Annotated in this window: 30 protein-coding genes and 2 tRNA genes; 21 read left to right on the top strand and 11 right to left on the bottom strand. The window is 39.1% G+C overall.

Annotated features, from left to right (window positions below; genetic code table 11):
* Positions 1-294: NAD-dependent epimerase/dehydratase family protein (locus BN52_RS06715; RefSeq protein WP_040473455.1), on the bottom strand; the 294-nt coding region annotated here is incomplete at its 3' end.
* A 108-nt stretch (positions 295-402) separates the two neighbouring features.
* On the opposite strand from BN52_RS06715, the gene BN52_RS06710 reads away from it, so the two are divergent.
* Positions 403-1,167: an NADPH-dependent oxidoreductase gene (locus BN52_RS06710; protein ID WP_008473651.1), complete on the top strand. Its 765-nt coding sequence runs from the start codon at positions 403-405 to the stop codon at positions 1,165-1,167.
* Here the strand turns inward: BN52_RS06710 and BN52_RS06705 are convergent.
* Positions 1,160-1,924, bottom strand: a complete 765-nt coding sequence (locus tag BN52_RS06705; RefSeq protein ID WP_008473650.1) for a TIGR02452 family protein — start codon at positions 1,922-1,924, stop codon at positions 1,160-1,162. The two genes, BN52_RS06710 and BN52_RS06705, sit on opposite strands and share 8 nt — an antisense overlap.
* A gap of 109 nt (positions 1,925-2,033) precedes the next feature.
* On the opposite strand from BN52_RS06705, the gene BN52_RS06700 reads away from it, so the two are divergent.
* The 6 genes from BN52_RS06700 (at position 2,034) to BN52_RS06685 (ending at position 4,424) form a co-directional block, all read left to right on the top strand.
* Positions 2,034-2,330 (top strand): ArsR/SmtB family transcription factor, encoded by a 297-nt coding sequence (locus tag BN52_RS06700; RefSeq protein WP_008473649.1) that lies wholly within the window; start codon positions 2,034-2,036, stop codon positions 2,328-2,330.
* Positions 2,331-2,392: 62 nt separating this feature from the next.
* The gene (locus BN52_RS10595) at positions 2,393-2,950 is read left to right on the top strand and encodes an oxidoreductase (protein ID WP_008473646.1); all 558 of its coding nucleotides are present in this window, start codon (positions 2,393-2,395) and stop codon (positions 2,948-2,950) included.
* 33 nt (positions 2,951-2,983) lie between these two features.
* Positions 2,984-3,118, top strand: a complete 135-nt coding sequence (locus tag BN52_RS10590) for a Protein of unknown function (RefSeq protein WP_008473645.1) — start codon at positions 2,984-2,986, stop codon at positions 3,116-3,118.
* Between the two features lie 3 nt (positions 3,119-3,121).
* A complete protein-coding gene (locus BN52_RS10585) occupies positions 3,122-3,598 on the top strand; it encodes an oxidoreductase (protein WP_008473644.1) in 477 nt (158 codons plus the stop codon).
* 5 nt (positions 3,599-3,603) lie between these two features.
* Entirely contained in the window at positions 3,604-4,287 is a 684-nt protein-coding gene (locus tag BN52_RS06690) for a type 1 glutamine amidotransferase domain-containing protein (protein ID WP_008473643.1), read from the top strand.
* A 64-nt stretch (positions 4,288-4,351) separates the two neighbouring features.
* Positions 4,352-4,424, top strand: a tRNA-Thr gene (locus BN52_RS06685).
* Between the two features lie 408 nt (positions 4,425-4,832).
* Here the strand turns inward: BN52_RS06685 and deoD are convergent.
* The 4 genes from deoD to psiE all read right to left on the bottom strand — a co-directional run bounded on the left by deoD (position 4,833) and on the right by psiE (position 7,978).
* Positions 4,833-5,552, bottom strand: coding sequence for a purine-nucleoside phosphorylase (gene deoD, locus BN52_RS06680; protein WP_008473641.1), 720 nt, complete (start codon positions 5,550-5,552; stop codon positions 4,833-4,835).
* 15 nt (positions 5,553-5,567) lie between these two features.
* Positions 5,568-6,767 (bottom strand): phosphopentomutase, encoded by a 1,200-nt coding sequence (locus tag BN52_RS06675; protein WP_008473639.1) that lies wholly within the window; start codon positions 6,765-6,767, stop codon positions 5,568-5,570.
* A 1-nt stretch (position 6,768) separates the two neighbouring features.
* Positions 6,769-7,434, bottom strand: a complete 666-nt coding sequence (gene deoC / locus BN52_RS06670; RefSeq protein ID WP_040473459.1) for a deoxyribose-phosphate aldolase — start codon at positions 7,432-7,434, stop codon at positions 6,769-6,771.
* Between the two features lie 127 nt (positions 7,435-7,561).
* Entirely contained in the window at positions 7,562-7,978 is a 417-nt protein-coding gene (gene psiE / locus BN52_RS06665) for a phosphate-starvation-inducible protein PsiE (RefSeq protein WP_008473637.1), read from the bottom strand.
* 73 nt (positions 7,979-8,051) lie between these two features.
* Here psiE and BN52_RS06660 point away from each other — a divergent pair, with 73 nt between their 5' ends.
* The 7 genes from BN52_RS06660 (at position 8,052) to BN52_RS06630 (ending at position 13,862) form a co-directional block, all read left to right on the top strand.
* Entirely contained in the window at positions 8,052-8,570 is a 519-nt protein-coding gene (locus BN52_RS06660) for a GNAT family N-acetyltransferase (RefSeq protein ID WP_008473636.1), read from the top strand.
* A gap of 399 nt (positions 8,571-8,969) precedes the next feature.
* On the top strand, positions 8,970-9,650 hold the full coding sequence (gene apf, locus BN52_RS06655) for an aggregation-promoting factor (protein WP_008473634.1): 681 nt from the start codon (positions 8,970-8,972) through the stop codon (positions 9,648-9,650).
* A gap of 80 nt (positions 9,651-9,730) precedes the next feature.
* A complete protein-coding gene (locus BN52_RS06650) occupies positions 9,731-10,582 on the top strand; it encodes an SEC10/PgrA surface exclusion domain-containing protein (protein WP_008473633.1) in 852 nt (283 codons plus the stop codon).
* A gap of 18 nt (positions 10,583-10,600) precedes the next feature.
* A complete protein-coding gene (locus BN52_RS06645) occupies positions 10,601-11,179 on the top strand; it encodes a phosphoglycerate mutase family protein (RefSeq protein WP_008473632.1) in 579 nt (192 codons plus the stop codon).
* A gap of 179 nt (positions 11,180-11,358) precedes the next feature.
* Complete coding sequence (locus BN52_RS09880) at positions 11,359-12,258, top strand: PTS sugar transporter subunit IIAB (RefSeq protein WP_008473631.1); 900 nt, start codon at positions 11,359-11,361, stop codon at positions 12,256-12,258.
* A gap of 10 nt (positions 12,259-12,268) precedes the next feature.
* A complete protein-coding gene (locus BN52_RS06635) occupies positions 12,269-13,069 on the top strand; it encodes a PTS mannose/fructose/sorbose/N-acetylgalactosamine transporter subunit IIC (protein WP_008473629.1) in 801 nt (266 codons plus the stop codon).
* Complete coding sequence (locus BN52_RS06630) at positions 13,059-13,862, top strand: PTS system mannose/fructose/sorbose family transporter subunit IID (protein ID WP_040473454.1); 804 nt, start codon at positions 13,059-13,061, stop codon at positions 13,860-13,862. The genes BN52_RS06635 and BN52_RS06630 overlap by 11 nt, the downstream gene beginning before the upstream one ends.
* 27 nt (positions 13,863-13,889) lie before the next feature.
* On the opposite strand, the gene BN52_RS06625 is transcribed toward BN52_RS06630, so the two are convergent.
* Positions 13,890-14,696, bottom strand: coding sequence for a Cof-type HAD-IIB family hydrolase (locus tag BN52_RS06625; RefSeq protein ID WP_008473627.1), 807 nt, complete (start codon positions 14,694-14,696; stop codon positions 13,890-13,892).
* 129 nt (positions 14,697-14,825) lie between these two features.
* Between BN52_RS06625 and BN52_RS06620 the strand changes: the two genes are divergently transcribed.
* The gene (locus BN52_RS06620; RefSeq protein ID WP_008473626.1) at positions 14,826-16,301 is read left to right on the top strand and encodes a glycoside hydrolase family 1 protein; all 1,476 of its coding nucleotides are present in this window, start codon (positions 14,826-14,828) and stop codon (positions 16,299-16,301) included.
* 71 nt (positions 16,302-16,372) lie between these two features.
* On the opposite strand, the gene BN52_RS06615 is transcribed toward BN52_RS06620, so the two are convergent.
* From BN52_RS06615 to BN52_RS06605, 3 genes are all read right to left on the bottom strand, one after another.
* Positions 16,373-18,118, bottom strand: a complete 1,746-nt coding sequence (locus tag BN52_RS06615; RefSeq protein ID WP_008473625.1) for a 1-deoxy-D-xylulose-5-phosphate synthase — start codon at positions 18,116-18,118, stop codon at positions 16,373-16,375.
* Between the two features lie 154 nt (positions 18,119-18,272).
* Positions 18,273-18,869: a DUF4811 domain-containing protein gene (locus BN52_RS06610; protein WP_008473624.1), complete on the bottom strand. Its 597-nt coding sequence runs from the start codon at positions 18,867-18,869 to the stop codon at positions 18,273-18,275.
* Positions 18,866-20,335: an MDR family MFS transporter gene (locus BN52_RS06605; protein ID WP_008473622.1), complete on the bottom strand. Its 1,470-nt coding sequence runs from the start codon at positions 20,333-20,335 to the stop codon at positions 18,866-18,868. Before BN52_RS06605 ends, BN52_RS06610 begins: the two co-directional genes overlap by 4 nt.
* 168 nt (positions 20,336-20,503) lie before the next feature.
* Here BN52_RS06605 and BN52_RS06600 point away from each other — a divergent pair, with 168 nt between their 5' ends.
* The 6 genes from BN52_RS06600 to BN52_RS06575 all read left to right on the top strand — a co-directional run bounded on the left by BN52_RS06600 (position 20,504) and on the right by BN52_RS06575 (position 25,326).
* Positions 20,504-20,953, top strand: coding sequence for a MerR family transcriptional regulator (locus tag BN52_RS06600; RefSeq protein WP_008473621.1), 450 nt, complete (start codon positions 20,504-20,506; stop codon positions 20,951-20,953).
* Between the two features lie 101 nt (positions 20,954-21,054).
* Positions 21,055-21,126: transfer RNA gene (locus BN52_RS06595), tRNA-Gln, on the top strand.
* 283 nt (positions 21,127-21,409) lie between these two features.
* Positions 21,410-23,158: an SLAP domain-containing protein gene (locus BN52_RS06590; RefSeq protein WP_008473620.1), complete on the top strand. Its 1,749-nt coding sequence runs from the start codon at positions 21,410-21,412 to the stop codon at positions 23,156-23,158.
* Positions 23,159-23,482: 324 nt separating this feature from the next.
* Positions 23,483-23,740 carry a heme-binding protein gene (locus BN52_RS06585; protein WP_008473619.1) on the top strand — a complete coding sequence of 86 codons (258 nt, stop codon included), beginning with the start codon at positions 23,483-23,485 and terminating at the stop codon, positions 23,738-23,740.
* 143 nt (positions 23,741-23,883) lie between these two features.
* Positions 23,884-24,861, top strand: a complete 978-nt coding sequence (locus tag BN52_RS06580; protein ID WP_008473618.1) for a Gfo/Idh/MocA family protein — start codon at positions 23,884-23,886, stop codon at positions 24,859-24,861.
* 9 nt (positions 24,862-24,870) lie between these two features.
* The gene (locus tag BN52_RS06575) at positions 24,871-25,326 is read left to right on the top strand and encodes a VOC family protein (RefSeq protein ID WP_053216537.1); all 456 of its coding nucleotides are present in this window, start codon (positions 24,871-24,873) and stop codon (positions 25,324-25,326) included.
* On the opposite strand, the gene BN52_RS06570 is transcribed toward BN52_RS06575, so the two are convergent.
* Positions 25,318-25,975 (bottom strand): MurR/RpiR family transcriptional regulator (locus BN52_RS06570; protein ID WP_040473453.1); only part of this gene is annotated, 658 nt, incomplete at its 5' end. The genes BN52_RS06575 and BN52_RS06570 overlap by 9 nt on opposite strands.

Raw genomic sequence — 25,975 nt, 5'->3', positions numbered from 1 at the left:
GATCATCCCCGAAACGTTGTTTTCGTAGTACTTCAATGGCTTCTTCACCGATTCCGGCACCAAAGAGTAGGCAGCAAAGTACATTACAGCCTCGATTCGTTCATCACGCAAGATCTTGGATACCAAGAAAGTATCGTTCAAGTCTCCTTGATAAAACTTGGCTTCGCTAGCAACCGCTTTGCGGTGACCAGTGTAGAGTGAATCAAGCACTACGACCTCGTTGCCGTCACTAACTAGTTTTTTTACAGCGTGGGAGCCGATGTAACCAGCTCCACCAATAACTAAAATTTTCATTATTTTCCCTCTTCGAACATTATTTCCTAGTCAATAGCTCAATTTTAACATAATAATGGTCGTAAATATGTTAAAATGTACTTATTAAAAATAATGAGATGCAAATTTATGATCCATAATACTACGATTGACCATCAATTAGATCACCGTTCTATTAGAAAGTTTAAACCTACGACTTTATCACAAGAACAATTGCAGACGCTTTACTCAGTTTTTCAACATACTGCAACTAGCATGTTTATGCAAAATGCAACGTTACTTCACATTACTGATGAAGCTAAGCGAGCAAAAATTCGTGAGCTATGCAATCAGAAGTATGTTGGAGCTGAAGGTGACTTGTTTATTTTTGTAGTTGACTTGTATCGTAATCAGCAAATTCGTAAACAGCTTGGCCAAGATGATGGACGTGTTCATACAACGGATATCTTCTTCCAAGCGATGGAAGATACGCTATTGGCAGTGCAAAATGTTGCCAATGCAGTGGAAAGCATGGGTTTAGGTTACGTTCCTTTAGGCACGGTTAATGATCATCCGTTAAAGATGCTAGAAGTGTTAGATCTGCCTGAATTGACTTTCCCAGTATTAGGGATGCAGGTTGGGATTCCAGATCAGGAGCCACAATTGAAGCCACGGCTTCCACTAGAATTCACTTGTTTTGAAGATGAATATCCCCGTGATTTTAAGGTGGAAAACTTAAAAGACTACGATGAAGTGGTAACGACCTACTACGATTTGCGCGATGCGAACCGGAGAATTGACTCCTTCACTAAGCAAATTACCGGTGCCAAGCTTAATCTGCATGAGACTGATCGTGATCAGATTTCTGAAGAATTGCATCGTCAGGGTTTGTGTCTAGACTGGCATACTAACTAAAAATTTTACGAAAGTTATCGACTGCTTGATTATTTCTGCTAGGAATAACAGCATAGATAACTTTTTTTATGGTTGAATTTTTGTTAAAAGTAGTTTTCCACAATTTGGCCACATCAAGGGAATGAAAGCCAAATACTCCGGCACCCCAGGCTCCTAGAACAAGATAATCCACTTTTTCAGTTTCAGCTAGTTCTTTAACAAAAGCCATTCTTTGTGCAATTGCTAAAAGTGCATCGTCATAATCAATGCCAAGTTGACTGCTTTTCCGATAAAAGGGCGCAGCACAGGTGATGACATCAGCAGTGGCAAGGTATGAATTTTGGTGAAAAATAATCTTAGGCGAATAAAGCGCACGATCAAGATAAAGGTAATTGTTTAAATGCTCCCGATTCCAAGCATAATAATTGTCAAAATGTTTGAGCACTTGATAGAGCGTGGAATCAAAACAAACTGCTTCTTCCTGAGCTAAGGCACCGTTGAGATAACCACCAGCAGTTTGTTCATAGTCGGCAAAATTAAGGGCAGCAATTTTGGCATGAGGATAAGCTTGATAAAGTTGAGTTACTGCCTCAGTAGTAGAGCTTGTCCACAATTCCTGCTTGGTTGTTGAAGTTGCTCTGAGTTCTACCTGGGGGAAAATTGCATTAGCGCCATAAATTGTACTATTGGCAATTGAATATTTGATTTCTTGTGGATAAAGTTCAGTCATTAATTGATTGTGTACTTTAACTTGAGTAATTCGTGTGGATGAGTACATATTGGAATCCTTTCTTTTAAAAATATTTTAGCGCAAAAAACTTTTTGCTTGCATAATTATCTTAAATGGTATTTAATATGTTTAAACATTTAAACATAAGAGGCGAAAAATGGAAAAGGAAAAAACTTTAGCTGCTTTTAATGCAGTAATGCCAACATTTGCAATTTTTCAGGATGAAAAACGCCAACAGCTTATGACTGAACTCTGTTGCAAAGGTGAAATGACGGTTAATGAATTAACGGAGACAACAGAACTTTCACGACCAGCAGTGTCCCATCATTTGAAACTGATGTTGACGACAGGAGTGATCAAAGTGCGTCAAGTTGGCGTTGAACGACATTATTCACCAAACGTAGCACCAATTGTGGAAAAATTAAAAGCATTAACTGCTGCTTTGGAAGAGTAGCAATTTTTTTGAAAAATATGTTTAAAAGTTTAAACTAAAGAAAATAAAGGAAGTGAAAATATATGAGCGTGGCACAAGATTTTACATTAACAAATGGACTCAGATTGAAAAATCGGATCGTAAAGGCAGCAACAAGTGAAACTATGGGTGATCGAAATGGTAATCCCACTATAGCGCTGTTTAACTTGTATCGAAAGTTGGCAGAAGGTGGAACAGGATTGATTATTTCTGGAAATGTGATGGTAGAGCGATCTGCTCGTGGAGAATTTGGTAATGTGGTTGTTGATCAGGATAGTAACATTGAATTGCTGACAAGCTGGGCAAAAAGTGTGGAAAATCACGGCAGTCACTTTTTGTTGCAATTGAATCATCCGGGACGTCAAGCTCCTAAAACTTTGAATTCAAAACCGGTAGCTCCGAGTGCGATTGCAATGACTGGTCCGAATACTTTTGTCTTTAATCCGCCTCGAGCATTGGAGCTTGTGGAAATTAAAGCGATCGTACAAAAATTCGCTCAAGCAGCAGAGCTAGCAGAGACTGCCGGCTTTTCTGGAGTTGAGATTCATGCCGCTCATGGATATTTACTAAATCAATTTTTATCACCTGCCGTAAATCGGTGACGTGATCAATATGGAGGTAGTTTAGCTAATCGCATGCGAATTGTGATCGAGATTTATGAAGCAATTCGGGCTAGAACTAAAAGTAATTTTACTGTTGCGATTAAATTGAATGCCGCTGATTTTACCCCAAATGGTTTTACGGCTGAAGAATCTTTAAAAGTAATGTAGGAATTGGCTAAAAGGGGGATTGATTTAATCGAAATCTCGGGTGGTTCATATGAGAATCCCAAAATGATGGGTAATGGCCAAGGGGCAACTTTTATTGAATATGCCAGAATGGCTAAGCAGACTGTTAACACTCCAATTGTAGTAACAGGTGGATTTAGAACTGAAGAAGGAATTGAAGCAGCACTTAGTAACGGAGATACAGATTTAATTGGGTTAGCTCGACCACTAATTTTACAGCCAGATTTACCAGAAAAACTTATCAATGGCCAAATGCAACCCATAAAACTACGCCATTTTTCTACAGGATGGTCTTGGTTAGACCATCCTGTTGGTTCATTGATTGGGTTAGCATATTATGAACAGCAGATGGCTCGTCTTGCTAATGGAAAGCCTATTAAACAGCCACGTACCGCATGGCCGATTTTACTAAAAACAGTTGAAGAGCAGGGATTGCAAGCATTGATTCCAAGAAGGGGATAATTAAAATGAAAAAGATTTTGATTGTTGAAACTAATCAGACAACATATGGTGATACTAAGGATGCAACGGGATTGTGGTTAGGTGAAACGACTGAATTTGCTTTTGCAATGACAGAAGCAGGCTATCACGTTGACTATGTTAGTCCCAAGGGGGGCTTTGTACCTCTGGATCCACGTAGTATGAAATATGCAGATAAAGAAAGTATGGTACTATATGCAAAGAAAGATTTTCAGGATCGCGCATTGGCACATACCTTAGCACCACAAGAAGTAAGGCCAGAAGACTTCATTGCAATCTATTATGTTGGTGGTCATGGTGTGATGTGGGATTTTCCACAAAACCAGGCATTGGCAGAAATTGCAGAGAAAATTTATCAACAGGGTGGCTATGTGACTTCTGTATGTCACGGAATTGCTGGTTTATTGAATTTGCGTGCAAAAGATGGGGATTACTTACTTAAAGGTAAAAAAGTCACAGGTTTTACCACAGCCGAGGAAATTTTAGCTGGAAAGCGACGTGTAGTACCTTTTTTGAATCAAGTTGAAGCTAAAAAACGTGGTGCGAATTTTATCAAAAAACGGGCATATGCTAGTTTCGCAATTCAAGATGGACGATTGATCACTGGACAAAATCCATTTTCTACTAAAGCAGTTGCGGAAAGACTCTTGCTAGCGCTACAAGATAAGTAAGCGAAAGTAGTGAAATCGATTGCGTTGCAGCTGAGATTTTGTTATAATTCTCTTGTTGCAAGTTGCTGATTTAGCTCAGTTGGTAGAGCATCTCCCTCGTAAAGAGAAGGTCGGCGGTTCAAGTCCGCCAATCAGCACTCAGAGTACTAACTAAGGTCTTCAAAAGGTTGGCAGAGAGCTGATTTTGAAGGCTTTTTTGTTTCTTGAAATAGTTTGAAATATAGTGAAATTTATTGAAATAGCTACATAGTTGCCACACAAAAGTGGATTTTAAATTTTCTGTGTGGCAAAAAAAGTTGTAAATAGAGACGCTGAACCGCATTAGACAGGGGATATCCCGTCTTTTGATTATAAAGTCATATTTAGCACAAAGACCCATTAGGAATAACATTGGATTGCTTAACACGCTAAGATATTTCTAGCAACTAAAGCAAACTTATTAATGAGCATACCAAAAAAGCATTACCTTTTGTAAATATCAGGTAATGCTTTTTTATACCTATTAGTAGGATTTGTCATTAAGAACTTTTACTTAGCGCTTAAAATTATTCGCCTGCAAACTTAACTGCAGTGTCTAAGGCTAGTTCCATCATTTGCTTGAAACCAGTTTGGCGTTCATCAGAAGTAGTAGATTCACCCGTAACAATGTGATCGGAAATGGTTAAGATACCTAACGCATGTTTATGGTATTCAGCAGCAATTGAATAAATAGCTGGTAATTCCATTTCCGTTGCTAAAATGCCAAATTGTGCTAAGCGGTCATTATCGATCCGATCGTTGTAGAACCGGTCAACGCCGATCGTATTACCAACATGATAAGTAAAACCTTTTTCGTCAGCTAAATCGGCAGCCGTCCGCAATAAGTTGAAATCTGCAATTGGGGAAAATTCAATTTCAGGATCAAAGAAATTGTGGACAAAGCGTGTGTTAGTACATGAACCTTCTGCTAAAACCAAATCTCTAACATGCACATCAGTTGAAATCGCACCAGCAGTACCTACGCGGATAATATTATTAACGCCATAGAATTTAAACAATTCGGTAGCATAGATACTTGCAGAGCTTAAGCCCATTCCTGATGATTGAACCGAAATCTTCTTTCCTTTGTAGGTACCGGTAAAACCATATTCGGCTCTAACGCCATTGTATTGAACTGCATCTTCTAAAAAATTATCTGCAATAAATTTTGCTCTAAGGGGATCGCCAGGCATTAAAACCGTATCGGCAATTTGTCCCATCTCAGCTTCAAGGTGTGGTGTGGTCATTGTTTTGCCTTTCTATTAACTTAATAAATCTAAGAAACTAGTACCATATTCGCCATTAGCTAAATTGAAGTTATCCAAAATCGTAGCCCCTAAATCACTGTAAGTTTGTCTTACGCCAAGTGATTTGTTTCCTGGCAATCCAGGTGAGTACATCAATAGCGGAACATATTCTCTAGTATGATCGGTTCCTTTGTAGGTTGGATCATTTCCATGGTCAGCAGTGATGAACAAAAGGTCGTCATCATGTAACTTTGGCAAGAGTTCTGCCAAACGGCGATCAAGATCCATTAATGCTTCTGCATCCCCAGGCAAGTTACGTCTGTGGCCATACATAGCATCGAAATCAACCAAGTTAGTAAAGCAGAAACCAGTAAAATCACGGTCAGCTTGGGCAATTGTCCGATCCATTCCATCCATGTTGCTAGTAGTGTGCCAGCCTTCAGTAATACCGTGACCAGAGAAAATATCATTGATCTTGCCAACACCTAATACGTCGAAGTTGGCTGCTTTTAACCGATCGAGTACTGTGTCGCTGGTTGGCGTTAAAGTATAATCATGGCGGTCGCTCGTTCTCGTAAAGTGATCTGGATCAACGTAAGTATATGGACGAGCAATAATTCGCCCAATCCGATATGGCTTGTCATTGGTAATGGAACGAACATATTCACAAATGCGATATAGTTCTTCAAGCGGAATAACATCAACATTAGCGGCAATTTGGAAAACCGAATCCGCTGAAGTATAAACGATTAAGTCACCAGTTTCTTTCTGAACTTCACCATAATCATGAATAATGTCAGTTCCTGAGTAAGGTTTGTTAACAATGCATTTATGACCAGAGAATGCTTCAACTTTTTTGATTAAGTCATCGTCAAAGCCTTCAGGGAAAAAGCCTAAAGGTTCCAAAACTGGTAAGCCCATCATTTCCCAGTGACCATCAAGCGAATCTTTACCGACAGAAATCTCGCGCATTTTTCCAAAATAGCCAATTGCTGGATTTGCGACCGGAACATGCTTAATTGGATTTTCAGGTCTAATATTGGATAAGCCTAATTTTGCAAAAGTTGGTAATGACAAACTATCGTAATTTTCACCGATATGACCTAGGGTATCGCTTCCTGCATCATCAAAATCTGCAGCATCAGGAGTTTCACCAATGCCGATGGAATCCATTACGATTCCAAAAACACGTTTAAATTTTTTATATTCAGTCATCTTAATCTGCCTTAACTATTTCAATTCCTGCACTAGCACCGATACGATCAGCACCATTTTCAATCATTGCCAAAGCTTCTTCTTTAGTATGGATGCCACCAGCAGCTTTGACTTGTAAGTGATCGCCGACTACTTCCTTCATCAACTTAACGTCTTCAGGAGTAGCGCCACCAGTTGAAAAACCAGTTGAGGTTTTTACAAAATCAGCCTTTGCCTTCATGGCAAGTTCAGAAGAGCGCTTGATTTGGTCTTTAGTCAACAGGCAGTTTTCCAAAATCACCTTGAGCACTTTGCCATTTTCATGAACAGCATCAGCAACAGCCTTAACGTCTTCATAAACAGCCTCTTCATTGCCTGACAATAATTCGCCGACGTTTTGAACCATATCCAATTCATCAGCCCCATCGAGGATGGCTTGCTTAGCTTCAAGCACTTTGCTGAAAGTTGAAGTGGCCCCTAGAGGAAAGCCGATTACGGTGCAGACATTGACATCACTGTCGGCCAATAATTCACTGGCTAATTTAACCCAAGTAGGGTTTACGCAAACTGAAGCGAAGTGGTAAGTTTTAGCTTCTTCACATAGCTGTTCGATGTCAGCTTTAGTAGCATTTGGCTTAAGATTAGTATGGTCAATATATTTAGCTAATGGTTTTGTTAAATTGGTCATGAGCATCAATTCCCTTCTGTAACTTTATTGATAATTGTGAAATTGCTTGCATAACCATTATATTAAACTTTTTGAATAGTTGAAAGCAAAAAAGCGCATAAAAATAGCCACCAATAAGATGACTGCTTTACATCAATTTATCTTTAAAGTGGGTATTGAAAACTACCATGGCGATCACTAGCAATAAAATTGCTACTGAGTTGCCAATGGTCTCATTGAGATCGCCGTGAGCTGCTAACAGGCCACGCAATAGGGCAGTAACTCCTAGGCCCATCAAGAAATTAATACTGGTATGACCGTGGTGATAAAGGGCAGCTACGATCATTGAAGCAAACTCGAAGAACAAGAAGAAGACGATGATTTCATCCAAAATTTCTGAGTTGCTATGAGTAATAGAAGTATTAAGCAATTGATGAGCAATTACATAAAGTTCGCGACAAATAAAAATAAATAGCAATAAGCCTAAAATTGCCATTGTCGCAACTAACAAAGCCCGTAAGAAATGGGCGAATTGGTTGATAAATTTATAATATTGTTGTTTCATTGAAAATCCTCGCATGGTCAATCTGCTTTTATTATAATAGAAAACAAGCAAAATAAGAAAGCGGGAACATTCAATGGCAGCAATTTATACAAGATTGGCACAAATGTCGGATCTGCCGGCAATTATGAAGATTATTGCGGATGCTAAAGAATTCTTGAAAGTAGCTGGCAGTACCCAGTGGCAAAGTGGCTATCCGAATGAAGCGACCATCCAACATGATATCTTGGCTCAGGTTGGCTACTGTTTATTGTGTGGCGAGGAAGTAGTTGGCTATGCAGCCGTGATTGTTGGACCAGATCCTAATTATCACAAGATTGCTGGTGCCTGGAATAATGACCAGGATCCTTATGCTACTATTCACCGCATTGCAATGAGCAATAAGTATCAAGGACAACATTTAGCTGGTAAGTTTGTTAGCAATCTAATCAGTCTCTACTATGCTCGGAACCTAAGAAATTTCCGTGTTGACACTGGCTTAAAAAATCAACCGATGCAAGCTTTAGCTAAGAGCCAGGGCTTTGTAAAACGTGGAATCGTTCGAGTTGACGATCCGCTTGATCCTGATCGTGTTGGTTTAGAATTAAATCTATAAACAAAAAGGGGATGCTCATCGGCATCCCCTTTTAATGAAGCTTGAAACTAGTCTTCTTTTTTAGCTTCAGCCATTGCCTTCATGATTGAAGGATTCTTAGAATGGCAGTCTTTGATCATTTGTAAATCTTCTTCAGTTAATTTAACAACGTATTTAGTCATATTTTTTCTCCTTACTCTGAAATGTTACCTTCATTATATTACTATTATTTCGCAATGATTGCAGATATTTCAAGATTTTTTGTTAATAGCACTTATTATTACAGATTTTACATAATCCTGCAGATGGTAATTTTTTCTTAACATGGCGGTGATCCTTCTGTTATCCAATTGCAACAAGAAGCAGGTAATATGGATCCTGTCAAAAAAATTATGACTAGGATTAAAGGAGAGAAAATTTTTGAATTTTAGATCTATTTTAACCAAAACCATTGCTGTTGCTTCTTTGACGATTGCAGGAGTAGCAGTTGTTGACAATTTGAATACTAATGACGTTCAAGCAGCGATTGTTGAAAATGATGCTGCAGTTTACAAGGTTTATGAATCAACCGTTGTTTATAATGATTATCAAAATCCTGAACCAACTGGTCAAATTCTCGACCCTAATACTTCTTGGAAGGTAATTAAGACTGCTTATGATGCACAAGGAAATAAGTGGTACGACTTAGGTAAAAATCAATGGGTTAAGGTAGTAACTTATGACACTACTAGTTACAATTCTGCAGTAACTTACAATAGTTACCAAAACTACAACAACTATAGTCAAAATACTACTGCCAATAATGGCCAAAGCTATGCTCAAGCAAATACGCAAGCTACAACTAACACCACTAGTTCTTACACCAGTTCAGCTACTGGCTCAGAAGCAAGTGCTAAGGCTTGGATCGCTAACCGCGAATCTGGTGGTTCATATACTGCTAGAAATGGTCAATACATCGGTAAGTATCAATTATCATCGGCTTACTTGAATGGTGATTATTCTGCTGCTAACCAAGAACGAGTTGCGGATAATTATGTCCAATCTCGCTATGGTTCATGGACAGCTGCCAAGAATTTCTGGCTTAGTCACGGTTGGTATTAATCTTTTAAAGACTCGGTAAAATTTCCGAGTCTTTTTTTATGGTAAAATTAATTTAATTAGTATAGAAAGCGAGGCCCCACATGAAGAAAAGACGTTTACGATTAATTTTAGTAGCAGCTATGATGGCGTTAGCACCAATTGGTATGACAACTTTTGCTAGACCAGAAACGGCACAAGCTGCCAGTCATAAAACCCGTAAGGCTAAATTAGTATTGCCAAAAGGCTATACTAAGCAGGCACTACTTAAAGCGTACAAGGGCAAGCCAAGTAAAAGTTTCATCAAGGCCTCAATGAAGGGGATGCAGGTCAACAGTTTTAGTCGTAATAGTTTACCTGAAAGTCTTAAAGACAATAAAAAGCTGGTAAAACCTAACAAGTTGACTGCAGCTCAAAGAGAGGAACTAGCTGACTACAGTTTGCGCTTGATTAATCAAGTGCGTGACCAGCTTGATTTACCGGCTTGGAAAGCAAGTGAAGGTACGATGAATTTGGCTCAAGATATTGCCGATGAATATACCAAGCATAAGTTTGGCATTCAAAATGGCAATCACTACGTTGCCGGAATTGTTCGTGCTTGCAAGAAAAACGGCTTAAATTTAGACGATAATTACGTTGAAGATATGGCCGGCTTTTCAGAGAGCAAAAGCAAGCTTTCAATGACAACGTTAAAGAAGAACATTTATTTTGGTCTTAAGCAAATGATTTTTGGCTACGTTGGAAGTGGCGAAAAATACCGGACCAATCCGAAGCTTTATCGCGAATGGGAACATGCCGGCGACTTGTTTAATACTCAGGGCTCAAAACACGATGGTGATTTTAACTACTTTGGTTTCAGTATCTCTAAGGTACGCAATGTTTATTCATTGCACTTCATCAGTGTACCTGATTTTGTAGTTAAGAGTGATACCTACAATAAAGATTTTAAAGCATAATAGAAAGTTTATTTGGTAATGGTAGCAACGATATATTTGGTTAACCATGGGCAAACGCTGTTTGATCAAGAGGGGAGAATTCAAGGCGTAACTGATTCTCCATTGACCAAAATTGGCATCAAACAGGCAAAAAAATTAAGAGAATATTTTATTGAAAATGGCATTAATTTTGATCGGGCTTATTGCTCAACCCAGGAGCGTAGCAGTAGCACGCTTGAACTGATTACTAACAATGAATTGGATTACTTGCGGATTAGTGAATTAAAGGCTCGGGATTATGGTTTGCTTGAAGGGCATCATAAATTGTCGCTACCACTTAGAAAATTGGTTTTTTCACCTAAAGTTGAATCTGATCGGGATGTTGAAGATCGGATGGAACGAGGAATGAATTTGGTTTTGCGCGATGTGCAACCCAATGAAACGATTTTAGTCGTTGGCCATAGCGATAGCATGACACAATATTTGAAAATGCTAGCCATTGATGACAAGTTTCATGGCTTTCACCATGGATCGTTTGTTAAGCTGACTGTCGAAGGTCAGGTGCTAGAATATGTCGATAGCGATTGGCCAGGAAAAAATTTAACAGTTTTGTCGTAGAACGCAGTTGATGAACTGCGTTTTTTTATTGCCCGTGTATTAATGATGTAAGCGGTTATTAATAATTGATGTATACCAATAATACTATTATCGCTAATAATAAGTTTAAAAATATTATTTAACACATATACCAATTAGAGTATAATGAAGCAAGTTATTAATTATAAGGGGATAAAAAGATGAGCAATTTTCTAGTAGTTAGTCACGGTAACTATGCAATTGCAACCTTGGCTAGTTGCGAAATGATCGCTGGTAAACTCAGCAACGTAAAAGCAATCGCTTTTCGGCAGACAATGAATCAAGAAGACTTGTTAAAAAAGATTGCGGAAACCGCAGCTACCTTTGATGAATTACCAACGATAATCGTTGATCTAGTAGGAGGGACGCCAGCTAATACGGCTTTACGTTTTAAGGGCGAGCATCCCGAAGTAAAGATTTATAGTGGTCTATCGTTGCCTTTATTGCTGGCAGCAGTGATGGGGACGCCAATGAATGAAGCAATTGCCCAAGCTAATGACAATGCGCAAGAGCTGGGAGTTGAAGCCCCAAAACCAAGTCTTAATAAAGAAGAGACTAGATCAGGCAATGAACAGTTGACGCCACACCAATTAAGCCATGTGCGGATTGATGAACGATTGATTCATGGACAAGTAGCAACCCTATGGACCAATGCCTTGAAATTGCAACGCATTATGGTGGTGGATGATGAGATCGTTAAAAGTCCAATTCAAAAAACAGCCTTAAAGACGGCATGCCCTAATGGGGTGCACTTAAGTATTTTGACAACCAAAGGAGCAGCTCGTCGGATAAATTCAGGTAAGTATGAAGGACAGACAGTTTTACTACTAGTAAAAAATCCTGGAGTACTTAGAAAACTAGTAGATCTAGCAGTGCTGTTACCTGAAATTAATGTGGGCAATATGTCAACGAAGGCAGGGACGAAACAAGTTGCTAAGAGCGTAGCGGTAAGCGCTCAAGATATCGCCGATTTTAAGTATTTAGCCGAAAAGGGCAGTCATTTATATCATCAAATGGTGCCTGCAGAAGCAAAAAGTGAGTTTTTGGAATTATTGAAGTGAGGTAATAAGCGTGATTACTTGGTGGCAAATTATTTTATTGACAGCCTTAGCGTTTTGGATGGCGCTTGATCAACTAACGGTCGTAGTGTTTAACAATCCATTATCGATAGGGATGATTTCTGGCCTGATCATGGGCGATTTGACTACTGGTTTAGTAGTAGGATCAACCTTGCAGTTGATGGTTTTAGGCGTAAGCACTTATGGTGGGGCATCGATGCCTGACTTTTTAACAGGAGCAATCGTCGGAACAGTTTATGCCGTGCTTTCTGGTAAGGGCGTCCAATTTGCAATTGGCTTAGCCGTACCGGTAGGTTTGTTGATGGTGCAGCTTGACGTGCTAGCCAGATTTGCGAATACGATTTTCCAACATCGGATGGATCGGTTTATTAAGGCAAATGAACCACAGGCTGCAGCCCGCAATGCAATTTGGGGTTTGTTTTCATGGGGCTTGTCTCGTGCTATTCCTGTATTAGTTTTGCTTTTGGTTGGCAATAAGGTAGTTAAGGCAATTTTGGAAATTGTTCCAAGCTGGTTGATTAATGGTCTTAAAGTTTCTGGAGGAATTTTACCAGTAGTCGGAATTGCAATATTATTGCGCTATTTGCCAACCAAGCGCTTTATTTCATATTTATTGCTTGGCTTTATTGCCGCTGCTTATGTCAAAATTCCGATGCTTGGAGTGGCGTTAATGGGTTTGGCGTTAGCAATTTTGCATTATCAACGAGAAAATCAAAAAGTAGTTGTTGCAACAACTACTAATGAAGACACAAGTGAAGAATACGAAAACGACGAGGGCGAATATGAAAACTGAAAGTAAGAGTTTGACCAAAAAAGATTTATTTAGAGCAAATTGGCGTTGGCTATGGTCTAGCCAATTATCATGGAACTACGAACGAATGATGGCGCCAGGATATTTCTTTACGGTTTTGCCATTTTTAAGACGCTGGTATCAAGATGACGAATTAGTCGAAATGATGCAGATGCAATCACAATTTTTCAATGTTAATGCCTTTGTTGGTAGCTTTATCATCGGGATGGATCTGGCAATTGAAGAAAAGCAGGGAAGCAAGGCCAAAGATACGGTTGCAGGAATCAAGACTGGCTTAATGGGACCGCTAGCCGGCGTCGGCGATACGATTTTTAGTGCAATTATTCCTACCATCTGTGGTTCAATCGGTGCTTATATGGGACTAAAAGGCAATCCTTTAGGAGCACTTATCTGGATTATCGTTAACCTAATAGTTTTGTTTACGAGATTTAATTTCTTGAATTGGGGCTACTATCAAGGAAATAAATTAATTGACTCAGCTTCAGGCAAGTTAAATTTGATTACTGATTCAGCTATTTTACTCGGAGTTACTGTGGTTGGTGCCTTGATCCCTACGGTGATTCGGGCCAAGGTTCCGTTTGTTTATCATGCCGGCAAAGTTACACTGAAAATGCAGGATATTTTGAATCAAATTATGCCGTCATTGGTTCCAGTAGTCCTGGTAGCCTTAGTTTATTGGCTTTTGGGTAAGAAAAACGTTACTTCGACGAAGATGATTTGGTTCGTCTTGATTTTAGGGATTGTCCTGAGCTATTTCCATATTTTAGGTGCATAAAAAAGGATCCGCGAGGATCCTTTTGTTTTATAGTAATTTAGCTAAGGCTTTACTGATGCCGTCGTTATCGTTGGAATCTGCAAGATAAGTAGCTTTAGCCTTGGCTTCGTCACTTCCGTTAGCCATGCAGACAGCAGTTTTGGCAAATTCAAACATTGGAATATCATTTACTTGATCGCCAAAAGCGATGACTTCATCGGCGCTAATGTTTAGTTTCTCGTATAATTCGCGTAAACCATTGCCTTTATTTACATGAGGATTGAGCAATTCAAGGAAATTCTTGTCAGCTCGCACAACATAAAGCGAATCGCCAAATTTGGCACGAACTAATGGTTCAACTTGATCAAGTTTAGCTTGATCGCCAACGAAACAGCCCTTGGCGATTTGAAGCGTATCAGGCATTTCATCAGGCGTTCTGATATATAGTGGCGCCGTATTTTCATGTGCTTGAATATAAACCATGAAGTCAACATCATGGTCGGCAGTAATGATTCGAGAATTAGCATCGACGATATTGAAAGGAACATGATGTTCAATTCCAAAAGCTGTCATTTGACGATAATACTTGTTTTCAACCAAATCTTGAGTCATGACAGTTCCTGAAGCAGTTCTTGAAATTGCGCCATTCAGCGTAATCACGTATTGATCATCGCCATGAATTCCCAGTTCATCTAGATAGGTAGTTAAGCCAGCAAAGGGGCGACCAGAACAAAGTACGACTTTAATTCCTTGGGCAAGCACAGCTTGAAGAGCCTGTTTGCTGCTGGTAAGTATTTTGCCTTTACTATTAAGCAAGGTACCATCCATATCAAAAGCAAGTAATTTTATAGTCATAGTAAATTCCTTTCTATAAAAACAATGTCAGCGATTTCATTATATCCTTGATTTTTGATTAAGTATATACTTATAATGAAATGTGTAACGGTTTTCAAAAACAGATTAGTTAGAAAGAGAACAATAACAATGACATTTCCAAAGAATTTTTTATGGGGTGGCGCTACGGCAGCTAACCAAATCGAAGGTGCCTATGACGTTGATGGCAAGGGCTTATCGGTAACTGATATTACGACTGCTGGTAGTGTCAAAGCTCCAAGAATGTTAACTTATAAATTAAACGGTGAATTCCGCAAGACGCCAGGTATTCCAGGAGCAGGGTTACCAGAAGGTGCCGTTGGCGCAATTGATCCCAATGAATATTATCCTAACCATGTAGCAATTGATTTTTATCACCACTATAAGGAGGATATCAAGCTCTTTGCAGAGATGGGCTTTAAGCTCTTCCGCTTGTCGATTGCGTGGACAAGAATTTTCCCTAAAGGCGATGAAGCTGAACCAAATCAAGCGGGATTAGATTTTTACCGTAAGGTCTTTGAGGAATGCAAGAAGTACGGGATTGAGCCATTAGTAACGATTTCTCACTATGAAGATCCGCTATATTTGAGCGAAAAATACCATGACTGGAACGATCGTAAGATGATCGAGCTGTATGAAAAATATGCTACAGTGTTGTTCAAAGAATACCAAGGCTTGGTTAAGTACTGGCTAACTTTTAACGAAATCAATAGTACACTCTTGATGCTCAATCTCTTTGGCAATAATGTAACTGATGATGCAGTTTACCAACATGCCTACCAAAAGTTGCACTACCAATTTGTTGCGAGTGCTCGTGCAGTTAAGGCTGCGCATGAAATTGATCCTAACTATGTTGTCGGTAACATGATTTGTGGGATCGTTAACTATCCATTGACGCCGGATCCTAAGGATATTTTGGCCAACCGTCACAGTTGGGAACAAAACTTGTACTACTGTGGGGACGTTCAATGTAAGGGGGCTTACCCAAGCTTCGCTAAGCGACTTTGGGCAGAACATAATGTCAAACTTGACATTACTGACCAAGATTTGGCAGATCTAGCCGCAGGTAAGGTTGATCTTTATACGTTCTCATACTACATGAGTAATGTCGTAACCACGCATGATGTAACGGATAAAGTTGAAGGCAACTTTGCTGCTGGTGCAAGAAACCCATACTTAAACTACTCAGAATGGGGCTGGGCAACTGATCCAACAGGTTTGCAATATTACTTGGAAATCATGAACGATCGCTATCAATTGCCAATGATGGTTGTTGAAAATGGTCTTGGAGCAGTTGACAAGATTGCGGAAGACGGCAAGATTCATGACGACTATCGCATTGACTACTTGCGTCAACATATTGAAGCAATGGGTAAAGCTGTTGATAATGGAGTTGATCTAATCGGCTATACGACTTGGGGATGCATTGACTTAGTTAGTGCCGGTACTGGTCAAATGTCGAAGCGCTACGGCTTTATCTACGTTGATCGTGATGATGAAGGCAATGGTAGCTTGAAGCGCATGAAGAAGGATTCGTTCGACTGGTATAAGCAAGTAATTGCCTCAAACGGTGAAAATTTAGCCTAATAATAAAAAAGCCAATTAATGTCGGCTCTTAAAAATAGAGCTCATTAATCGGCTTTTTTTGATGGGAAAAATTATAGCATTGCCTTAACGTCAGCTACGATTTGGTCTTTAGTCAAATGACTGCGTTGGTAAATAGAGGCCAATGGTTCTTGATCAGTATATTCACGAGCTTGACCATAGTTAAGGACTTTAACATCGCGATTACCTAAGAAGGCAGCCACTTTTTGGCCAAAACCACCATCAAGTGAGTTATCTTCGAGCGTAACAATTACCCGGTACTTTTCTGCTAGGTCATTAAGTGTAGCTTCATCAAGGACATTAGCTGCAACCGGATTTACCAGGGTAGCATCTAGTTCATTGGCAACGGCTTGAGCTAGACCATAGAAGTCACCAAGCCCAATAACGGCAACATCCTTGCCAGCTTTAACTTGGTAGTTGATTTGACTGTAGTCGGTTACTAGGTTAGCTGAAGTTTCAGGAACTGGCTTAGTTGGCAACTTAATTGCTACAGGATGTTGTTTTTGCTTAATGGCCCAAGTTAGCATGGCTCTAAGTTCTGCTAGTGAAGTAGGTGCAAGATAGGTCCAGTTAGGTAAATTGCTGATCATCACTTGATCAAAAATACCTAAGTGAGTCTTGGAAGTGCCAGAAATGCCAGCGCCACCAACAATCATGACCACTGGAAGATCATTAGCAGCCACATCGTGGGAAAGTTGATCGAAGGCTCTTTGTAAGAAAGTTGAGCTTTCAAATAAAATTGGCACACCACCTTCTTTGGCAAAGCCAGCAGCGAAGGCCACAGATTGTTGCTCTGCGATTCCCACGTCAACATAATTATCTGGAAATTCTTCTCTGAATTTTTCTAGACCAAAGCCTCCAGGGATGGCAGCAGTGATCGCCATTAAGTTTTCACCTTGATGAATTCGTTGACTCAAAACGTCAAGTACAACTGATTCAGGAGAAGGTTGATTGCTAGCAGGCGTTTTTGGCTTGTCAGTAGCTAGATCGAATGGCCCTACCCAGTGGTGAGCTTCTTCATCTTGTTCAGCTGGTTTATAGCCTTTACCCTTGAGTGTATTGATATGCAAAACAATTGGATGGTCGACGTCTTTTACATCCTTGAAAGCAGCAATCATCTTTTCGATATCATTACCATCATTGACATAACGATAATCAAAACCCATCGCCTTGAATGGGTTATTTTTAGCTAAGCCATTTGTGTCGCGAAGTTCCTTTAATGCTGTAACTAAACCACCGACATTTTCAGCGATTGACATTTGGTTGTCATTAACTACGATTACCAAGTTATGTTTTTCAATGGCAGCATTATTCAAACCTTCATATGCCATACCACCAGTTAAGGCACCATCACCGATTAAGGCCATGATGTTTTCTTTGCCACCCATTAGGTCACGAGCTTTGGCCATCCCAGTCGCAAGTGAAATTGAGGTGGAGGTATGACCAACCGCATAGTAGTCGTAAGGACTTTCATCAGGGTTAGAGTATGGAGTAACGTCTTCATAGCGATCTGGATCAAGCCAGCCATATGCTCTACCAGTTAACATCTTGTGCGGATAAGTTTGGTGAGAAATATCCCAAACTAATTTATCCTTAGGTGCATCAAAGACATAGTGGTAGGCAATAGTGGTTTCAACGATACCAAGATCGGGACCAAGGTGACCACCTTCAGCACTATCTTTTTCTAGAATTAAGGTTCTAATTTCTTGAGCAAGTTGTTGCATTTGAGCAAGCGATAATTGCTTAAGATCCTTAGGGCCATTAATTTGATTTAATAAAAAATCTGAATGAAGATTCATCGAAATATACCTCCCTAAAAATATATATTTTACAGTTTACACTGCTTACTAATAATAAGCAAATACATAAAATGTATGTTTTTCAATATTTATATGTTATGACAAAAAGTAAGCATTGATCCAAATTTGCGATCAATGCTTAGAAAAGTTATTATTATTTGTTTTGTTGAGCTGCTTGTGCTTGTTTAGCAAGAGCAGCTTTTTGTTTCAATAGAGCTTGTTGCTGCAATAATTTTTTCTGTAAGGCTTTAGCTTGTTTGATTGAAAGTACTTGCCAATTCCTTGGTAATTTGAATTCGTATGTGCGCTGTTTAAGTTCGTTTTCGTGATTGAAGACGCTGAATAAAGCTTTCATAGTCGAATTCTTGAAGACATAGCGTTCAGTTTTGATGGTAACTGTCGGCTTAGCTGCCGATTTAGTAACCGTAGCCTTCATTTTATCGACTTTGATTGGCTTAGGCTTCTTTTGTTCAGCATTGGTCTTGTATAGATAGACTTTCTCAGTGCCATTGCCAAGTGGTTGGTAGAGTAAAACAGGTAATTGGGGGCTGGCGCTAGAAACTAGACGTTGTGTTTGGGTCTTAGTTTCGACTTCCATTCCCAAATGGTCACGATCGTGAAGCACGACGGAGCCAACGCTAACAATTAATACTGCTAAGCTAATCCAGGCAAGGAAGCGATGGCCTTTGCCGGGGATGATATTGAAATAAGCGAAGGCAATGATAGCTAAAAGTAAGATTAGTAAGATCATTTTCTAACCTCTTCCTTTCTAACTGGAGTATTTTTCTTCAAGAAGAAACAAAGTAGCAAGGCAATAAAGGCAAAGACGATACTGATGCCGAAACTTGCATGGAAACCAGCTAAAGTGGCGTCAATGGCTTTAGTCTTGTAATCAAGTGGCATGGTATGTAATAGATGCTTTCCTGGCATTTGGTCCTTGGTTACAGTACTTAGGACGGAAACCAAGATAGCAGTACCGATTGAACTTAAAACCTGTCTGAAAGTGTTGTTGACTGCCGTACCATGGGAAATCTTGTCTAATGGTAGAGCATTCATTCCTGAAGTAGTAACGTTCATCATTACGAAAGTAACCCCAGTCATTCTGATGGCATAGAAGATTACAATCATTAAGTATGAACTTTGATCAGTTAAGAACATAAATGGAATCGAACCCACGGTTAATAAGGTCATACCAGTAATGGCCATCATTCGTGCGCCGTACTTATCAAATAAACGACCACTGATAGGAGAAAGAATACCGATCATCAAAGCTCCGGGCAGTAGCATTAATCCAGAGTGGGAAGCTGATTCGCCACGTAAGTTTTGGATATAAAGTGGGAGCACCATTTCAATTCCAACCATGGCTAGGTTAGAAATTCCACTAAGCAAGGCTGCAAGAGAGAATTCAAAGTGTTCAAAGACCGATAAATCAAGGAATGGTTCATCCATATGGAGTTGCCGGTAACTGAAAAGAGCGATGAAGACGATCCCAATAGCAATAAAAGTTAAAATTGTTGGATTAGTCCAGCCTTTGTTTCCAGCTTCCGAAAAACCATAAAGCAATGAGCCAAAACCAACAGTAGAGGTAATGATCGAAGCTAAATCGATTTTTTCTTTCTTAGTTGGTAGAACATCCTTTACAAAGAAAAAGGCCAAAATAATTACGAGAGCAGCGATTGGTGCAATCATCCGGAAGAGGTCACGCCATTGCCAGTTGTCCACGATCCAACCGGATAGCGTTGGTCCGATAGCAGGTGCTAAACCAACGACAATTCCTACTGTACCCATGGCGGCTCCACGTTTTTCTGGTGGGAAAATCGTTAACATGATCGTTTGTAGAAGTGGCATAGTGATCCCAACTCCAAGACCTTGAATAATTCGGCCAGTTAATAATAGGCCAAAATTAGGAGCAATTGCTGCCAAGGTGGTTCCGATAAAGAAAGTGGTCATAGCCAACAAATACATTTTTCGTGAACCGAAAGTATTGATTAGCCAAGCTGAAATAGGAATCATTACGCCGTTTACCAATAAGAAGGCGGTTGAAAGCCATTCGGCAGTGGCAGTACTAATAGAAAATGATTTCATGATTGAAGGCAAAGCTGTAGCTAGCAGCGTACCATTCAGTACCGTACAGAATGATCCAATCATAAGAACAAGAACTAATAATCCACGCTTATATGGGTTACCGTGGATATCGACGGGTTGTGCAGAACTCATATATTTTCCCATCCCTTTCATCAAAAGAAGTAACAATAGCAACTATATGACGTTTTTGCACCAATGTCAAATAATATGACATTAAAGTTATATAATATAACATTATTGTTGGATTTTTTTGAGTTATTTTGTAAAATAGAGTCATTGAATTGATTAAGAGGTTATAAAATGCAATCGAAAAAGATATTTAGGGACTTATTTAAACATATTGAGATTGGCATTGGTGAGGTAAGTAAAATAACCGGTGTCACTCAGCGCCAACTTCGCTACTGGGAAGAAAAGGGATATATCGAACCTTTGTCAACTAGCAAGGGCGTTAGAAGCTATAATTTGCAGACAGTGATTTTAATTGCTTTTTTGAAGGATCAAATTGACGAGGGCTATACTTTGGCTGCCGCTGTCAAAAAGTCTGAACAGACCAAGCAAAAGATGAGAATGTTGAGCGAATTTATGCGCGAAGCTAACAAGGATCTTGAAGTAATCAATGATCATGACGATGAGACTTCGGGAATAATCAAGTTTGGCGAGATTAGCAGTGACAATGGCGAACGCTTTGAACTTGAGGGAATCGTAAATCCTGAAGAAAAAAGATTCGTTTTGAAAAAAATTGAAAAATAATTTCAGAAAATACTTGACCTTAGAGATAAATTTACATACAATAGTTACTGTTGAGTGAGAGCTCAATGGGGAGCAACAAGTAAAAGCTCCAGCAATAGCTTTGGGTTATAGCCAAGTGGTAAGGCAATGGTTTTTGGTACCATCATGCGCTGGTTCGAATCCAGCTAACCCAATAATTTAACCGGTGTCGAGAGACATCGGTTTTTTCGTGTCTGCAAAATTTTTGTAAAAAATTATTGTGGAAATGTAAAGTGGTCTTAACGTCTTCTTAAACAATTTACGATAAGATAAAACTAACAGAAGGGAGGCTTAGAACTTATATATTTTGGAATGCATTGATATAGCGCATATTCTTTTATGATATCTGCGATTTTTGTTAGTACAAGTGGTATAATTAATGTATAGACAGTAAAAATTGGGCATTTACTGTTGTTTATTGATGAAAGGATAAGTTATATGAGAAAAAATTCTAGAATTATAAGTGCTGCAGCTGCTGCATTGTTGGCAGTAGCTCCAGCTGTTGTTTCTACTGGTGTTGTTAGTGCGGCTGATTCAGTACCTGTTACTGTTGTGCCAGGTACTACACCTTCTCAAGAAGCAAAGGCAATTGATTTAGGTGTAAGTGTTTCTGTTAACAATTTGACGTCTATTAAAGATGGAGCTTCAGCTTCTACTTTAAACGTTACTTTATCATCATTATTTGGTACACCAGGATATTGGGGATCTACTCAAGTATTCCCAGCCGATGATAAGGGTAATAAAACAAGTGACAAGGCTGTCTCAACCCTACAATTGGGTAAGACTTATGTTGTAGTTGTACCTAATGTATATGTAAATGGCCTAACCCCAGGTAGTAAGTATGTAAATAATGGTGGTAAGGAGTTTACTGCTACAAGTGCAGGTGTAAGTATTGGTGAAGTGTCAACAGCTTTTACTGTTCCTGATACTAGATTAGCTGGTACACCATATTTTACAAGCAATGGAACTCAAGTAACTAATGGGTCAGTAACTTTAGGTGCTGGTGAAAATACTGTTGATAAATTAGCTGCTAAGCTTAAGACTTTGTTCATTCCATCAATTAGTGGTGGTACTAATGGAGCTAAACTTGTTGCAGATCCAAAAGATGAAGAACTTAAGAAGGATATTAAGGCAGGATTAGCTGATGCTAAGGTTACTGTCGATAAAGATGGAAACTTTAATGCTCCTGCTGCTCCATTTAAAGTGGTTTGGACTGTAACTGCAACTAATGGTCAAACTGGCTCAATCACTGTTTATGTTTCTGCTTACAATGTACCAGCAGACTACAGCAAGAACCCAGTAATTACTTACAATGGTGTTGCCTACAACCACACTCAAACTATTAGTTTGGCAAGCAACGCAAGCTTTAATTACATCCCTGTAGGTAGCGCCGTAAACACCAGTGCAATTGCACAAGCCTTCAGTGCAGTCTTCTCAGCAAATAGCAATACAGTTAAACTTCCTGTATCAGTTGACGCATCTAAGGTAAACACTGCTGTTGCAGGTTCATACCCAGTAACTGTAACTGCTAAGAACGCTAATGGTTACACTACTGCTTTGACTTTCAACCTTACTGTAGGTGCTAAGGCTCCAAAGACTGTTCAAACTACCGACGGTTCACCTGCTCCAATTTACTCATTCAATGGTAACAGCGTAAGCAACACTGGTAGAACTGTTGCTAATGGTACTTCAGTTTCAACCTTCGATACTATCACTGTAAACGGTGTATCATACACTCGTATCAACAGCGCAACTGCTAACGAATATGTTGAAACTAAGTTCGTTGATGGTACTCAAGCAGAACAAGGTACTACTGGTCCTGTAATGCACCAATCAATCGCTTACGATCACAATGGTAAGTCAACTGGCGTTGTCTACAACTCCTACGAAACCATTACCTACGTACCTAAGGTAGTTAATATTGGCGGTAAGACTTACTACAAGATCGTTGGTAAGGATCAATACGTTCGTGTAACTAACATTACTGGTACCCCACGTAGATTGACTCATAACGCATACATTTATAGAACTTCAACTAAGCGTACTTCATTCAACGGTAAGTGGAAGCTCTACAAGGGTCAATCAATCACTACTTATGGTGGTTCATACAGATTCAAGAACGGTAAGACTTACTTCAGAATTGGTAGACCTGCTAAGCAATACATCAGAGTATCAAACGTTAGATAGTTAACTTAGATAGTTCTGAATAGTTACATAGCAAATAATAAATATTGTCGATGTCATTTGATGTCGGCAATATTTTTTTGCGCAAAAAATGAACTTTTTTACCTAAAAGCTATTTCAAGCTATCAATTTATGGCTAAAAGCAGATAATCTGTCTTGAGGTGATAAAAATGAAGTTAGCTCAAGAAGAGATTATTACTTTTTAAAAATTTGATAATAAAACTGCATTTCAATTTGGTCAAAAAATCATTACCAAAACCGATGGCAAGACGCCGGTTCGAATCAGAGTTTATTTTGATGGGGACATTGTTTTTCAATATTTAGAAAATGGCAAAAAAAACTGATGAATGGCTAAACCGCAAACAATTTATTGTGATGGCTACAGGGCATTCCTCCTTATATGTGTTCAATCATCAAACAGATTTTCCGGCATTAAGCAAAAATCCACAGGTTATCCACACGGGTGGTGGCTATCCACTTTACGTTGACAGTAAACTCAGAGGTTGTTTCGTAGTATCAGGATTAGAACATACGCAAGATCATCAATTAATCATTGATACGTTAACAGAGATGAAATTGAACTAAAAGTTCAGAATTTGGTACCATATTTCCTAAAAATATGAACCTTCTTGCCAAATGAGACCACATCTATAGTTTATTTTACTTATTCTCGCAATAATAGAATTAACAACTGAAGTCAATAAAGTTTGAAAGCGAAAGGATTACTTATGAAATTATTGATTGCTGGAGCTGGTTTTATTGTCAGCGATTTTTTACCAATTGCTAAAGAGGTTGAGAAGCTTGAGTTAGTAGGTATTACTGGAACTGAAAGAGACCTAAAGACAATGCAATCGTATCAAGCAGAATATGGCATCACAGAGCTTTATACCGATTACGACCAAGCTTTGACCAAAACCACCGCCGATACGGTTTATGTGGCGGTTCCTAACTTCTTGCACTATGTATTTGCCAAAAAAGCTTTGGAAGCTGGAAAAAATGTTATTTGTGAAAAGCCATTTACGGTCAAATATCAAGAGTTTAAAGAATTACGTCAACTCGCTGAAACTAAGGGATTGATTTTACTAGAGGCGATTACCAATCAATATTTAACCAACTATCAAGCATTAAAAGCTGAATTAGCAACCATTGGCCCGGTTAAGATTGTGTCGATGAACTACTCGCAGTATTCTCACCGCTACGATGCTTTCAAGGCAGGCGAGGTTCTTCCTGTATTTGATCCTAAAAAGGGTGGTGGTGCCTTGATGGATCTAAATATCTATAACATTCATTTCTTGGTCGGCTTATATGGGATGCCTAAAAAGGTTAGCTATCAAGCCAATATCCAACGTGGAATAGATACGTCAGGGATCTTGATTTTGGATTATGGTGACTTCAAGGCAGTTTCGATTGTAGCCAAAGATGTAGCTGCTCCTGTGACTTCACTGATTGAAGGTGAGTCTAAAACCATCATTGTTAATGGACCAGCTAATGTGATGGATTCCTTTACGGTAGTTGATCATGTAAATCATACTGTCCAAGTCGATCGCAAGCAACATCCCCACCGGATGTATGAAGAGTTTATGGCTTTTAGCAAGATGATTGAGCATCATGATCTACAAGCTGCAACTAGAGCGTTGGATCATAGTGATTTAGTAATACAAGTAGTGCAGCAGGCGGTGGCAGATGCTGGACTTGAACTAGAATAGAGATAACTTATGAAAGTCAATGCTTTAATGCACGTTAACATTGTGGCAAACAATTGGGATGAAATGGTAGATTTTTATCAAAATAAGCTAGGCTTCAAGAATTTAGTATTGGTGCGCTACAAAGAATATCTCAATCGTCCTGATCGTCCAGAGCAACAAAAAATTGCGCAAACAGATCCAGGGCGTATTATGTATGGTTATTTTGAAATTTGTTCCGGTCAATTTATTGAGATGTTTCCTAAAAATGAAGCCCAAAATGGTGATGTTCCTTGGAATGCGCGAACGGGTTTAAATCACTTTGCTTTGACGGTTGACGATATTGATGCAGCTTTTGCGGAATTTAAAGCCAAAGGCCTTCCCCTAGTTAGCGAAAAACCGTCCAAAGGACCATCAGAAACGTGGCAATTTTGGTCACATCGATCAATAATTAAAAAAGAAGTCTCGCAGACTTCTTTTTTAATTTAGAATTTTATTCTTATAAAGTAACGCAAAGATCAGATTTAGAATGTATTGGAATGCAAACTGAGAATAAAAAGTTGCAACCTTACGTTCTTTTTCTGCTTGGGGAATCGTAATTGCCACAGTTGCTGCGCGATATAAGCGACTGTTCGGATTAGCAGTAATCAAAATCGTATCGCAAGCGGAAGTAAGCACTTGATCAATTACATTTTTGAATTCTTCTGTGTATTGATCATAGCTAACAAAAATAGCGACGTCATCATGTCTAATTTGCTTGGTAATCGATATTTCATCATCATTTTCTTTAACAAAAATAGGAAAGAGGTTCAACTTGTTAACCTTGTTGATGAAGCTTTTAGCACTTAAACCAGAATCGCCAATGCCATATACGAAAATTCGCTTAGCTCGTAATATCGTCTTTGCCGCCTGCTCAATTTCGGTAATTTGAATTTTATCGCGAAGTAGATTGATGCTGTTTAAATATAAATCGTTCATGGCTGTATTAATTTTTTCCAGCTCATCGATTGGCGAAAATGGAAAGCTAAAATCAACATCATTATTGTGATAGCGTTGCTTAATCAAGGCTACCTTAAGATCCTTGAAACCTTTGAATCCAGCTTTTTGACTTAAACGGATAATGCTGGCATTAGATGTT

This window comes from Lactobacillus gigeriorum DSM 23908 = CRBIP 24.85, from assembly GCF_000296855.1.
Taxonomy (GTDB): Bacteria; Bacillota; Bacilli; order Lactobacillales; family Lactobacillaceae; genus Lactobacillus; species Lactobacillus gigeriorum.
The sequence above is the reverse complement of the archived record's forward strand: the minus strand, read 5'-3'. Positions and strand labels throughout refer to the sequence as shown.

Bases quoted from the DNA above. Each gene is read 5' to 3' on its own strand.
- BN52_RS06710 (WP_008473651.1), top strand. From the start codon at position 403: ATGATCCATAATACTACGATTGACCATCAATTAGATCACCGTTCTATT.
- BN52_RS06705 (WP_008473650.1), bottom strand. From the start codon at position 1,924: ATGTACTCATCCACACGAATTACTCAAGTTAAAGTACACAATCAATTA.
- BN52_RS06700 (WP_008473649.1), top strand. From the start codon at position 2,034: ATGGAAAAGGAAAAAACTTTAGCTGCTTTTAATGCAGTAATGCCAACA.
- BN52_RS10595 (WP_008473646.1), top strand. From the start codon at position 2,393: ATGAGCGTGGCACAAGATTTTACATTAACAAATGGACTCAGATTGAAA.
- BN52_RS10590 (WP_008473645.1), top strand. From the start codon at position 2,984: ATGCGAATTGTGATCGAGATTTATGAAGCAATTCGGGCTAGAACTAAA.
- BN52_RS06690 (WP_008473643.1), top strand. From the start codon at position 3,604: ATGAAAAAGATTTTGATTGTTGAAACTAATCAGACAACATATGGTGAT.
- deoD (WP_008473641.1), bottom strand. From the start codon at position 5,552: ATGACCACACCACACCTTGAAGCTGAGATGGGACAAATTGCCGATACG.
- BN52_RS06675 (WP_008473639.1), bottom strand. From the start codon at position 6,767: ATGACTGAATATAAAAAATTTAAACGTGTTTTTGGAATCGTAATGGAT.
- deoC (WP_040473459.1), bottom strand. From the start codon at position 7,434: ATGACCAATTTAACAAAACCATTAGCTAAATATATTGACCATACTAAT.
- psiE (WP_008473637.1), bottom strand. From the start codon at position 7,978: ATGAAACAACAATATTATAAATTTATCAACCAATTCGCCCATTTCTTA.
- BN52_RS06660 (WP_008473636.1), top strand. From the start codon at position 8,052: ATGGCAGCAATTTATACAAGATTGGCACAAATGTCGGATCTGCCGGCA.
- BN52_RS06650 (WP_008473633.1), top strand. From the start codon at position 9,731: ATGAAGAAAAGACGTTTACGATTAATTTTAGTAGCAGCTATGATGGCG.
- BN52_RS06645 (WP_008473632.1), top strand. From the start codon at position 10,601: ATGGTAGCAACGATATATTTGGTTAACCATGGGCAAACGCTGTTTGAT.
- BN52_RS09880 (WP_008473631.1), top strand. From the start codon at position 11,359: ATGAGCAATTTTCTAGTAGTTAGTCACGGTAACTATGCAATTGCAACC.
- BN52_RS06630 (WP_040473454.1), top strand. From the start codon at position 13,059: ATGAAAACTGAAAGTAAGAGTTTGACCAAAAAAGATTTATTTAGAGCA.
- BN52_RS06625 (WP_008473627.1), bottom strand. From the start codon at position 14,696: ATGACTATAAAATTACTTGCTTTTGATATGGATGGTACCTTGCTTAAT.
- BN52_RS06620 (WP_008473626.1), top strand. From the start codon at position 14,826: ATGACATTTCCAAAGAATTTTTTATGGGGTGGCGCTACGGCAGCTAAC.
- BN52_RS06615 (WP_008473625.1), bottom strand. From the start codon at position 18,118: ATGAATCTTCATTCAGATTTTTTATTAAATCAAATTAATGGCCCTAAG.
- BN52_RS06610 (WP_008473624.1), bottom strand. From the start codon at position 18,869: ATGATCTTACTAATCTTACTTTTAGCTATCATTGCCTTCGCTTATTTC.
- BN52_RS06605 (WP_008473622.1), bottom strand. From the start codon at position 20,335: ATGAGTTCTGCACAACCCGTCGATATCCACGGTAACCCATATAAGCGT.
- BN52_RS06600 (WP_008473621.1), top strand. From the start codon at position 20,504: ATGCAATCGAAAAAGATATTTAGGGACTTATTTAAACATATTGAGATT.
- BN52_RS06590 (WP_008473620.1), top strand. From the start codon at position 21,410: ATGAGAAAAAATTCTAGAATTATAAGTGCTGCAGCTGCTGCATTGTTG.
- BN52_RS06585 (WP_008473619.1), top strand. From the start codon at position 23,483: ATGGCAAAAAAAACTGATGAATGGCTAAACCGCAAACAATTTATTGTG.
- BN52_RS06580 (WP_008473618.1), top strand. From the start codon at position 23,884: ATGAAATTATTGATTGCTGGAGCTGGTTTTATTGTCAGCGATTTTTTA.
- BN52_RS06575 (WP_053216537.1), top strand. From the start codon at position 24,871: ATGAAAGTCAATGCTTTAATGCACGTTAACATTGTGGCAAACAATTGG.